This is a genomic window from Mariniflexile gromovii, from assembly GCF_017814435.1.
In the GTDB taxonomy this organism is placed as follows: domain Bacteria; phylum Bacteroidota; class Bacteroidia; order Flavobacteriales; family Flavobacteriaceae; genus Mariniflexile; species Mariniflexile gromovii.
The window spans coordinates 1-11,520 of the sequence record NZ_JAGJCB010000020.1 but is presented as its reverse complement, the minus strand read 5'-3'; the positions used below and the strand labels follow the sequence as shown (position 1 = coordinate 11,520).

At 36.0% G+C, this 11,520-nt stretch carries 9 protein-coding genes and 1 pseudogene; 6 read left to right on the top strand and 4 right to left on the bottom strand.

The genetic code is table 11. From position 1 onward, the window contains the following. Nucleotides 1–39: 39 nt before the first annotated feature. From tsaD to J8H85_RS15880, 6 genes are all read left to right on the top strand, one after another. Nucleotides 40–1,062, top strand: a complete 1,023-nt coding sequence (gene tsaD / locus J8H85_RS15905; RefSeq protein WP_209656252.1) for a tRNA (adenosine(37)-N6)-threonylcarbamoyltransferase complex transferase subunit TsaD — start codon at nucleotides 40–42, stop codon at nucleotides 1,060–1,062. Nucleotides 1,063–1,066: 4 nt separating this feature from the next. Continuing rightward, nucleotides 1,067–1,534: a hypothetical protein gene (locus J8H85_RS15900; protein ID WP_209656251.1), complete on the top strand. Its 468-nt coding sequence runs from the start codon at nucleotides 1,067–1,069 to the stop codon at nucleotides 1,532–1,534. An 87-nt stretch (nucleotides 1,535–1,621) separates the two neighbouring features. Next, nucleotides 1,622–2,266 carry a peptidylprolyl isomerase gene (locus tag J8H85_RS15895; RefSeq protein WP_209656250.1) on the top strand — a complete coding sequence of 215 codons (645 nt, stop codon included), beginning with the start codon at nucleotides 1,622–1,624 and terminating at the stop codon, nucleotides 2,264–2,266. Beyond that, nucleotides 2,266–2,970, top strand: coding sequence for a 16S rRNA (uracil(1498)-N(3))-methyltransferase (locus tag J8H85_RS15890; RefSeq protein WP_209656249.1), 705 nt, complete (start codon nucleotides 2,266–2,268; stop codon nucleotides 2,968–2,970). Before J8H85_RS15895 ends, J8H85_RS15890 begins: the two co-directional genes overlap by 1 nt. Nucleotide 2,971: 1 nt before the next feature. Beyond that, nucleotides 2,972–3,616 carry a DUF4159 domain-containing protein gene (locus J8H85_RS15885; protein ID WP_209656247.1) on the top strand — a complete coding sequence of 215 codons (645 nt, stop codon included), beginning with the start codon at nucleotides 2,972–2,974 and terminating at the stop codon, nucleotides 3,614–3,616. Nucleotides 3,617–3,684: 68 nt separating this feature from the next. Continuing rightward, a complete protein-coding gene (locus J8H85_RS15880; protein WP_209656245.1) occupies nucleotides 3,685–4,185 on the top strand; it encodes a TrmH family RNA methyltransferase in 501 nt (166 codons plus the stop codon). 145 nt (nucleotides 4,186–4,330) lie between these two features. On the opposite strand, the gene J8H85_RS15875 is transcribed toward J8H85_RS15880, so the two are convergent. The 4 genes and pseudogenes from J8H85_RS15875 to J8H85_RS15860 form a co-directional block, all read right to left on the bottom strand. Then, on the bottom strand, nucleotides 4,331–5,758 hold the full coding sequence (locus J8H85_RS15875; RefSeq protein ID WP_209656243.1) for a rubredoxin domain-containing protein: 1,428 nt from the start codon (nucleotides 5,756–5,758) through the stop codon (nucleotides 4,331–4,333). Further along, nucleotides 5,755–9,276: a nitrate reductase gene (locus J8H85_RS15870; RefSeq protein ID WP_209656241.1), complete on the bottom strand. Its 3,522-nt coding sequence runs from the start codon at nucleotides 9,274–9,276 to the stop codon at nucleotides 5,755–5,757. Before J8H85_RS15870 ends, J8H85_RS15875 begins: the two co-directional genes overlap by 4 nt. Before the next feature lie 118 nt (nucleotides 9,277–9,394). Further along, nucleotides 9,395–10,822, bottom strand: coding sequence for an MFS transporter (locus J8H85_RS15865; protein ID WP_209656240.1), 1,428 nt, complete (start codon nucleotides 10,820–10,822; stop codon nucleotides 9,395–9,397). A gap of 439 nt (nucleotides 10,823–11,261) precedes the next feature. Then, a pseudogene (locus tag J8H85_RS15860) lies at nucleotides 11,262–11,366 on the bottom strand (LuxR C-terminal-related transcriptional regulator); the annotation flags it as partial. Between the last annotated feature and the right edge of the window lie 154 nt (nucleotides 11,367–11,520).

The following is an 11,520-nucleotide window of genomic DNA, read 5'->3' as shown; positions in this document are numbered from 1 at the left end:
TGTTTCAAAATTAACAATTATTATGCCTAAATTTTACTAATGGCTTCACAAAATATTTATATTCTAGGAATTGAGTCATCTTGCGATGACACAGCGGCTTCTGTAATGCACAACGGACGCATTTTAAGCAATATTGTTGCCAACCAAAAAATACACGAAGAATACGGTGGTGTGGTGCCCGAATTGGCATCTAGGGCGCACCAACAAAACATAGTTCCGGTGGTGGCGCAAGCTTTAAAAAAAGCCAACATAACTAAAGATCAATTGCATGCTATTGCGTTTACACGAGGCCCTGGGCTTATGGGTTCTTTATTGGTAGGAACATCATTTGCTAAATCGCTGGCTTACGGGTTAGATATTCCACTTATTGACGTTAACCACATGCAAGGGCATATATTGGCACATTTTATAGATGAAGATGGGTTTGAAAAACCACCTTTTCCCTTTTTGGCTATGACCATTTCGGGTGGTCACACACAAATTGTGATGGTTGACAACTATTTTGATATGACCGTTATAGGTGAAACTATTGATGATGCCGTTGGTGAAGCTTTTGATAAAAGTGGAAAAATTCTTGGTTTAGGCTACCCAGCAGGACCAGAAATTGACAAACGTGCCAAATTAGGAAACCCTAAAGCCTTTAAATTTACCAAACCCAAAGTAGATGGATTGAATTTTAGTTTTTCGGGTTTAAAAACCGCTATTCTATACTTCATTCAGAATGAAACCAAAGCGAACCCCAATTTTATTGAAGAGAATCTGAACGATATTTGTGCTTCCATTCAATACACCATTATTGGTATTTTAATTGATAAATTGAAGCTGGCATCTAAGCAAACGGGGATTAAACATATTGCTATTGGTGGTGGTGTTTCGGCAAATTCGGGCATTCGACAAGCTTTAAAAGATGGCGAACAAAAATTTGGATGGACTACCTATGTGCCCAAATTTGAATTCACTACCGATAATGCTGCTATGATTGCCATTGTAGGTCACCTAAAATATTTGGATGGTGAGTTTGCCGAACAGAATGTGGCTGCTTCGGCACGGTTGAAGATATAAAAGAATGAAATATTCAAAAACGTATTTCTGGTTTGTATTCACTGCTGTAATAATTTTTATTATTGGTATGTTTTATAAAACCAGTGAAGATGTGATTGTTTTAAATAATCATGATACGTACTTTGTGATTTCAAATTTCGATGCTTCTATAATTTTTGCTTCCATATTTGCTTTAATAGGTTTTATTTATTGGATTTTGAGTAAAACAAGTTTAAAACTAAACACTTTATTATCTAAAATCCATTCAATTGCAAGCATTTCTTGTGTTATTATGTTTAGTATCGGCATATTTTATTATAACAAAATTAAAACCGAAAATGAATTTCCGTTGTTCAATGATACCATAGACAACCATTCTTTTATCACTTTATCTTTTATTATTTTTTCTTTTATTCAAATGCTATTCATTACCAATTTATGTACTTCAATATTAGCACATTTCTACTTTAACAATAGAACTAAAAAGTTGTAAACAATCTATTCTTAAAAACTTATTTTCTTTCTATTTAAATTTTCCGACAATAACTTTAAATTTGAGGTTAAATTTAAACCCAAAATCATGATTAAACACCTACTTTTCGCAGCAATCCTTAGCGGTTCTGCTTTTTTGAATGCCCAAAATTTAATTGAAAACGAATTAGAATTTATTGAAACCCCCGAACAGATTAGTGAGTATCTCGCATTAAAAAAATCAAACGACAATAAATTGCTTACTTTTAATGAAGAAAAACACAAAACCATACTAGCTAAAGAACTTTTAGAGCTTAATACTGGAAGTATGAAAACAGTAAAAACAAGCTATGAAAGAATAATTTATAAAGTAGTAGAAAAAACAAAAAAAACATATTACAGAGTTTCATATATTTATTTAGATGGAACAAAATATGAAAACATAGAACACTTAAACAACTTAAGATCCGTATTGATTAACGAGTATAAAAATAGTAATGCCCCTTTCGATTTTTTAGCGAAACGCTATTCCATGGATGACCATGCCAATAAAGGCGGAGATACTGGTTGGTTTATAGAAGGAGATTTTGAACCCGAATTTGAAAATGAAATTATCAACGGGAACCATAGTTTTAATGACGTTTTCACTGTTGATATTCCAGAAAAAAACAATTACTATATTATTCTAAAAACTTTTGAACCTAAAGATATTACCGAAATCAAAGTTTTAAAAATTGTAGATGCTATAAACTAATGCAACTTTTTTACAATCCAGACATTACCGAAAACACCACCCAATTTTCTTTTGAAAAAGAAGAAAGCAAGCATATTGTAAAAGTGCTTCGTAAATCGGTTGGTGATACTTTGCATATTACAAACGGTAATGGCTGGTTGTTTGATGCCGAAATTACCATTCCAAATATTAACAAATGTGTTGCTAATATTATTTCAAAATCTAAACAGCAAAAACACAACTATCATTTGCATTTGGCGGTAGCGCCTACCAAAATGAACGACCGCTATGAATGGTTTTTGGAAAAAGCTACCGAAATTGGTATTGATAGCATCACCCCTATTATTTGCGACCACAGCGAACGAAAGGTTATAAAACCCGAACGCTATGAGAAAATTTTACAATCGGCCATGAAACAATCGTTGAGTTGTTTTATGCCGAAACTTAATGAGGCCATCAATTTTAAAGACTTTATAAAACAAGATTTTGAAGGCGATTTATTTATTGCACATTGTGAAGAAACCGATAGAAAATCGTTAAAACAACAACTAAAACCCAATCAAAACATTACCATTTTAATTGGACCTGAAGGCGATTTTAGCACCAAAGAAATTGAATGGGCACTTAAAAACAAGTTTATTCCCGTAACTTTGGGTGAAACCAGACTACGCACTGAAACTGCTGCTATTGTAGCGTGCCACAGCGTTGCATTTATAAATGAGTAATATGAAAAAAGCCGTTTTACTTTTAACTTTCAACTTGCTACTTTTAACTTTATCTGCCCAAGAAATAGCCCTAGTTAAATACAAAGGTGGTGGCGATTGGTATGCAAACCCAACAGCTTTACGTAACTTAATTGCCTTTTGCAACAACAATATAGGCACCAAAATAAACCCCAAACCGCAAGATGTAGAAGTGGGGAGTTCTGATATTTTTCAGTTTCCTTTTTTACATATGACGGGACATGGCAATGTGTTTTTTAGTGATAACGATGCCGAAAACCTTCGGAATTATTTAATATCTGGTGGTTTTTTACATATTGATGATAATTACGGGTTTCAACCTTACATAAGCAAAGAACTTAAAAAAGTATTTCCTGATAAGGAATTGGTAGAACTACCTTCAACCCACGCTATTTTTAATACAGCGTTTAAATTCCCCAACGGATTGCCTAAAATACATGAACACGATGGCAAGCGCCCGCAAGCTTTTGGAATTTATTTTGAAGACCGCTTGGTGTTAATTTTTACTTTTGAAAGCGATTTGGGCGATGGTTGGGAAGACCCCGAAGTACACAACGACCCCGTCGATGTTAGGGAAAAAGCCTTAAAAATGGGCGCAAATATTGTTAAATATGCGTTTGAAAATTGAAACGATTTACGATTTTTGATTTACGATTAAACAAATCAACTCATAAACAAATAAACACCTAAATTCCCTTGCAACTCACCCACTACAATACCCATTTTAACAAACGTACTTTCCCTATAATATTAGTGTGCGATCATGTAACCAACGCGCCAAACATTGGTAGTTTGTTTAGAATTTCGGATGCATTTGGTGTTGAAAAATTGATGCTTTGTGGTGCTGGCATTACTTTGGGACGAAAAATAACCAAAACATCGAGAGCTACCGAAAAAGTAGTGGATTTTGAAATTTGCGATGAGGCTTTAAGTATTGTCGACCGTTTGAAGAATGAGGGCTACCAAGTTATATCGCTAGAAATTACTTCTAGCAGCAAACCTATACACACATTAAAGTTTTCAGCAGAAAAACCTATGGTTTTGGTAATTGGTGATGAAAATTTTGGAGTTTCCGAGGCTATTCTAAATATATCGGATGTGTTGGTACATATTGATATGTTCGGGCAAAACAGCAGCATGAACGTGGTGCAAGCCACCAACATTGCGCTTTATGAAATGACTAAGCAGATTATGTAGCTTTGTCAGGTCGAGCGCAGTCGAGACCTATTAAAATCACGAATTGAAAAAACCTCTCGACTGCGCTCGAGGGGACATTATTAGTTTCATTGAAATTTTAACTAAACAACATCAATTCCAACCCAAATCAAATTGCTTTTTTAAACTATTTTACCAATACCTTTTTCTCAAAACTACTTTTTGGCGCTTCGCACAGTGAACATTCGTAGGTTTCTGGAAGACTATCAAATGTTGTGTTGGGTGCTATGTTTTGAGTAATATCGCCATACACTTCATTATAAATAGTTAGGCAATCTTTACACTGGTACACTTTTTCTTCGGTGGTTTCCTTTATGGCATCTTTTGTAGAAACAACCTCGCGTTCGGTTCCTAATTGTTCAAAATACAACTGGCTTAATTCCATTAACAACCCAGGCAATTCTACCTTATCTACATCCTGAACATGCATGATGTATTCGCATGTGTTGGGATCGAAATTTTTGGCGTACAACAGATTGTAGGTATCTCGAATTACAAAATCGCTTAGGGCTTCTGGTTTTTTGTTTTTTTCTACAACAATAGACGTGAAATGATAGGCGCTACTGGCGTAATTGGTGAGTCCGAATGTTAAACCATAGGTACTGATATCGTTTTGGTCGAAATTGGTTACCAAGTATTTTTTAAGGTTTAAAGCATCTTTATCGTTCACCGGTAAATGCCAATTCAATTCCAACATGGAATGGCGTACATTGATACCGAATTTACCTAAAAACTTTTCCCACTGCAATTTAGCTTGCAACGGAATACCCTTTACAATAAAGGATTTCCATGGGGTAATGGATATTTTACCTATTTTATTTTCGGCACACAACTCGCACATGGCTTTTAAGAATGTTAGGTCGTAGCGGTTGTTTCTCCAATACAATCCTAACCAATATTTATCGCCAATGCGGTTCATCCCTTCGTAATATGGAAATGGGTAAAATGGCACCTCCAAGGGTTTATCAACCGTTCTGTTGTTGGTATCGATGGCATCACTTACCAATTCAAAAATGGTTTCAACGTTTTCTGGCTCTTCTTGTAACATGTTTTCAATGGCCAACTCTACCTTATCCAAATCCCAGCTGTAAATAAGCGCCGGATACATAACCGTTTTTTTCCATTCTGGAAGACGGATGTATAAATACCAATAGTCTTCATGCTCTGAAGCTATAAAATTGATATGCCCCGTAAACAAGGGTACTAAACGCTGTTTGGGGTCGGTAACATTTACGCGTAGTTTCAGTTCGTGTTTGAATTGCTCTAAAATGTACAAATACCTATCACTAGTAAGCCATGAGGTACTTGGAAAAATATCTGAAGACACGTATGAAGACACCATATTTTCAGTACGCACCTGATTGGGCGCCACAATTTGAAGCTTATCAAAACTTCTTAGCTTTTCTATATCAACAGGTTCTGGAAAAATAATGTCTTGTCTAGATCCAAATGAAATGGTATCTAAACCCAAACTTTCGGCAGCTTCACAAATGTATTTTAATTCTCCCGGAGACAATACACCGCCATTAACTATCAATCTACACGATTCCTTCATGCTAATACCTTTGTGTTATTTAAAATTTCCCTAACCTCTGTTTTACAACTTCCGCAGCCCAAACCAGCGCCTGTTTTATTGCACAGTTCGGTAAAGTTTGTACATCCACCTTTGATGGCTTCTTCTATATTTCCTGCGCCTACCTGACTGCACGAGCATACCAACTTACCAATTACTGGCACATCGTTGGAAGCACCTCGTAATAAGGTATTTCGCTTGTCGGACATTTCAATTTTGCTCTCAATCATGGTTTTGAATTCGGCAAACTCATTTTTGTCGCCCATTAAAACCGCACCAATCAATAAATCGTCTTTAACGATGCATTTTTTGTAATAACGTTTTGAAATATCGGTGAAAATAACTTCTTCATAAGAATCGTCATTATCAGGTACATCTATATTCCCAATACTACAAAGGTTTAAGTCGTTGAATTTTAAAATATTCATTAAAACCGAACCATTGTAAGCACAACTGATATCGCCCGCAATAAAGTTTGCCAAAATGTTTGCTTGCTCTTCTGCTGCCGAGGTAATTCCGAATAACTGATTGTTAAATTCGGCAATTTCTCCAATGGCGAAAATATCTGGATTGGAGGATTGCAAATGCTGATTTACCTTAACCCCACGACTGCAAACAATACCATTTTCTCTAGCAATTTCTATATTAGGAATCGTTCCAATAGCATACACAATGGCATTGGCAGTTATGAACTTTCCACTTTTTAAGGTGATGTTCAATTCACCGGTTTCATCATCATCAAATACCGTACTTACCTCATTATCAAAGTAAATTTGAATACCGCGTTCCTGTACATCTAAAGCCAATAATTTACTGGAAACTTTATCCAATTGACGCTCCATCAATCTGGAAGCACGTTGTATGATGGTAATTTTTACGTTTTTATGTTTCATGGCCGCTGCCAACTCCAAACCTAACAAACCACCACCAACAATAACCACATGTTGTTCTTCTGGTGGCAACCCAGTGGCATCTAAATAGGCTTTAAACCTATCGGCGTCACTTTTATTACGCATGGTAAAACGACCCGGTAAATCTATTTGAACATCTTTAGGAATGAACGCACGACTACCCGTTGCCAAAATAAGCTTATTGAATGTATGTTGGTCGCCATTAGTATCCGTCACTACTTTATTTTCAGAATCAATTTTCTGGATAGAGGTTTCAGGATATACCTTTATATTAAGCTTACCTAATTCCTTTTGTTTAATTTTAAGAAGTTGTTCCCAAGAAAGTTCTTCGGTAACATATTCAGGTAATAATACCCTGTTATAAAATAAATTAGGTTCTTTTGAAAATACATGAATTTCATCAACCTCGTTATATTCCCTATAATTTTGAACAAACCTGAAAGCAGCAGCTCCTGCCCCAACAATGATTATTTTTTCAACAGGTTTTTTATATTTTGAAACCGATACACGCGTAAATTTAAAATCCGGTTCTTTAGATGTAGGATCGATGTGCGTGTTGGTTAAATTGTTAGCTCTGTTTAGGTCGCTTTGCAATTGTTTTCCCCAATGCATTGGTAAAAACACGCAACCTTTTACAATGTTTTCGGTAACTTTTGCACGTACACGAACAACACCGTTTTCACTTTTAATTTCGGTAATATCGCCATCTTTAACCTTATTCAAATAGGCATCAACAGGATTGATTTCCAATACAGGTGTTGGGTAATGTGTTTTTAAACGCGATACCTTACCCGTTTTGGTCATGGTGTGCCACTGGTCGCGCACCCTACCCGTTGTTAAAACCAGAGGATACTCTTCATTGGGTTTTAATGAGGTATTTTCAATACTGGTTGCCACATTAAATATGGCTTTTTGAGAAGGTGTATAGAATTTTTTTTCTTGAAAAAGCCTTGGGGTTCCTGTATGGCGGTACTCGGGTACAGGCCATTGGAAGGTGCCCTCACCTTTCAATCTATCATAATTTAGAAAAGAAACATCAATTTTTGTTCCTTTTGTCATTGATGCATATTCATCATAAATTTCTTCGGCACTGTTGAAATTAAAACCACGGAAGCCCATACGTTGCGCAAAATCGCAGAAAATCTCCACATCGGGTCTTGCTTCACCCGGTGCATTGATTTCTTTTGGCAAATAGGAAATACGACGCTCAGAATTTGTCATCGTACCTTCTTTTTCCAACCAACCAGCAGCAGGAAGTACCAAATCGGCATAAGCTACGGTATCGGATTTATATGAAATATCTTGAACCACCACAAACTTTGCGTTTTTCATGGCGCGTTCAATACGGTGCGTATTTGGTAAACTCACCAACGGATTGGTGCAAGCAATCCAAACGGCTTTTAATTTTCCAGATTCTAAAGCATCAAACATTTCGGTAGCCGTTAAACCCGGTTTTGGTGAAATTTTATCAACGCCCCAAAATTGTGCTACTTCCCTGCGGTGTTCTTCATTCATCAAATCTTTATGAACCGCTAGTAAATTGGCCATACCTCCTACTTCGCGTCCGCCCATAGCATTGGGCTGTCCCGTTAACGAAAAAGGTCCTGAACCCGGTTTACCAACCTGACCCGTAATTAACGATAAATTCAACAAGGCCGTATTTTTATCGGTACCCACCACACTTTGGTTAAGCCCCATAGCCCACATGCTTATAAAGCCTTTTGAAAGCCCTATAATATCGGCTGCTTTTCGAATATCCGATTCTGGTACGCCGCATATTCTTGAAGCATCTTTTATAGACGTTGCAAAAATTTGTTCTTTATAAGCTGTAAATCCTTCGGTATGGTTTTTAATAAAATCATCGTCAATCAAGCCGCGTTTGAACAAACATCTACCAATGGCATTGTAAAGAATAACATCGGTTCCTGGAATTAATTGCAGGTGTAAATCGGCAAAATTTGCTGAATCGGTTTTACGCGGATCGACCACAATGATTTTTACATCGGGGTTTTTCTCTTTATGCTGTTCGATGCGTCTGAAAAGAATGGGATGGCACCATGCTGGATTTGCACCTGTAATTAAAAAACAATCGGCTAATTCGATGTCTTCATAAGACACCGGCACGCTATCTTCACCAAAAGTTTTTTTATAACCAACCACTGCCGAACTCATACACAAACGCGAGTTGGTATCAATATTATTCGTTCCTAAAAACCCTTTTGTAAGCTTGTTGGCAATGTAATATTCTTCGGTTAAACTTTGTCCGGACACATAAAACGCCACACTATCAGGACCATGTTTTTTTATAATGGATTTAAAAACGCTGGCAGCACGATCTAAAGCATCGTCCCAACTAACACGTTCGCGAGGGTGCGAACGGCTCCAACGCATTTCGGGATATAAAATTCTATCGGAAGTATCGTTAACCACGTAATGTAAATTCATGCCTTTGGAACAAAGCATGCCTCTGTTTACTGGGTGGTCTTTATCGCCTTCAACAAAAACCTTATCATTATTGTCTTTTTTAACAATGATGCCGCAACCAACCCCACAATACGAACACGTAGTTTTTACTTCCTTTTTTATCATTTATACGAGTGATTTAATACGAATTAAGACAATTTAACAACACCAAACAAGCTTCCTATTTATTATTACTAATACGATAAAAAGCCTGTTTCATTTTTTAAAATATATAAATTTAATATTAATAATCTGCTTTTACGGTAATCAATTTAGGATTCGCTTCTAATGCATCTTCCCTAACCACTTCTTCTTCTTTGGTTGAAAAACGAATGGCTAATGAAAGGACTCCTGCTAAAACCACTATAAAACCAATAATAAAATAACCACTGGAAACGGCACTTGAAGCTGCTGCAGATTGTGCAGATTTCATAACCTCTTCACCCAATCCTTCACTAGAAACAATGGCAGCTTTTTCAGCTACGGCCGATTTAGATTTTAGCAACATAGCCGCTAAAAAAGCACCCACATTTCCTCCGGCACCCACAATACCTGAAACCGAGCCAATCGCTTTTTTATTTATAAACGGCACCACCGAAAATGTAGCACCTTCTGCCATTTGTACCGTTAAACTGAACATGATTAAAAACATGATTCCGAAAACAATACTTGTGGTAGTTGAGAACGTTATAAGCATGATCCCTTCTAAGGATAAAATGGCTGCCAAAAACAATACACGACCACGTAAACCTTTAAGTTTCCCAAATTTATCGCCAAAGAAACCTCCTAAAGTACGGGCAAAAATATTCATTAAAGCGAACGACAATACAATGTTTCCTGCAGTAAGCCTACTTAGTTGAAAGGTGTTTTGTAAATAATCGTCCATAGTACCATAAACCGTAAGTTCTATACCAAAACAAGCGGCATATACAAAGAAAAGTATCCATGTTCTGTAATCTTTTATAACGGTTGAAAAACCAACTTTATCTTTTTTAGTTGTGATGGTTTCACCAGACTCTCTTAAATCTTTAAAGTTTCCTTCAGGGGTATCTTGTGTAAAAAAGTAATATACAAGTCCCATTAAAAAACAAACAGCACCAGCAACAACCATGGAATATCTCCAAGCTTCGGCATCGGCAACCCCAAAACTTACAACAGCTGCTGCAATTAATGGCATCCCTAAACGGTTAGCACCACCACCTAAATTACCCCATCCTGCCGAGGTAGCATTGGCTGTTCCCACTACATTAGGCGCAAACATTAAAGAAGTGTGTACTTGGGTAATTACAAAAGATGCCCCAATAAAACCAATAAATAATCTACATATTAAAAACTGAAGCGGTGTTTGTACCAAACCACATGCAATAACCGGAATAGCACCAAGGGTTAACAACCAAGTATAACATAAACGTGGCCCGTATTTATCACATAATTTTCCAATAAGTAATCTAGCAAACACGGTTCCTGAAACTGCTAAAATAATGGAGTTCCATTTTTGTGTTGGTGTTAAACCTAAATCTTTAACAACATCGGGCATAAACGGTACAATACCAAACCATGCAAAGAAACACATGAAGAATGATATAGACGTGATCCAAAACGTACGAGTTGGAATGGATTTTAAGTTTAATAAATTAAATTTTGTAGCCTTAAGAGATTGTGAAGTTTTCATAATAAGTATATTTATACGTACAAAACTAAGTATATTTACTTAATTATACGTAGTTAATACGTATTATTTGATAATTAATATGAGGTTGATAATTTTTGAAGTTGGTTTTTGAAGAATTGATAAAAAAAAAGTATTTCTAAGCTTTGTAAATAATAAAACAGCAATTAAAGTTGAAAGAATTTTTGATGAAAATTGTTTTTATAAACACATATTTCAATAGGAAGATTGCCCAATTTTACTTAAAAGAAGTAAAATTCGCAATCATGCTATTTGATAAACTTTTGATTAATAGATGGCAAAAATTCAGAATGGAAATATAAACATTTAACATAGAAAGGCATGTTCGTTATTCAGACCTCACAGGTTTTAAAAACCTGTGAGGTCTTGATTATCCTGAAAATTATTGAAAAACGTGATACAAAATGCACCACAATACTAACTAAACCAACTCAAACTCCTTAGCCTTATTACTTAGTTCCATAAGGTTTTTAACGTCTAGTTTTTTCATTAAGTTAAAACGGTGTACTTCGGCAGTGCGCTTGCTTGTACGTCATCCTATGTTTGTAGAATGAAAGTTCTTTGAATAATGAGTAAATTTATTTTCAACAGAAGATAGAGAAAGATAAAAGCTAAGTCCTGTCATTGGTCTTAAAGGCTGTTCGCAATGCTAGTTCCTTTCTCTCTCTGCTTTGAACTTG

What these genes read in the sequence shown, in the direction of transcription:
- tsaD (WP_209656252.1), top strand. Translation starts at nt 40, where the DNA reads ATGGCTTCACAAAATATTTATATTCTAGGAATTGAGTCATCTTGCGAT.
- J8H85_RS15870 (WP_209656241.1), bottom strand. Translation starts at nt 9,276, where the DNA reads ATGATAAAAAAGGAAGTAAAAACTACGTGTTCGTATTGTGGGGTTGGT.
- J8H85_RS15885 (WP_209656247.1), top strand. Translation starts at nt 2,972, where the DNA reads ATGAAAAAAGCCGTTTTACTTTTAACTTTCAACTTGCTACTTTTAACT.
- J8H85_RS15900 (WP_209656251.1), top strand. Translation starts at nt 1,067, where the DNA reads ATGAAATATTCAAAAACGTATTTCTGGTTTGTATTCACTGCTGTAATA.
- J8H85_RS15890 (WP_209656249.1), top strand. Translation starts at nt 2,266, where the DNA reads ATGCAACTTTTTTACAATCCAGACATTACCGAAAACACCACCCAATTT.
- J8H85_RS15865 (WP_209656240.1), bottom strand. Translation starts at nt 10,822, where the DNA reads ATGAAAACTTCACAATCTCTTAAGGCTACAAAATTTAATTTATTAAAC.
- J8H85_RS15875 (WP_209656243.1), bottom strand. Translation starts at nt 5,758, where the DNA reads ATGAAGGAATCGTGTAGATTGATAGTTAATGGCGGTGTATTGTCTCCG.
- J8H85_RS15895 (WP_209656250.1), top strand. Translation starts at nt 1,622, where the DNA reads ATGATTAAACACCTACTTTTCGCAGCAATCCTTAGCGGTTCTGCTTTT.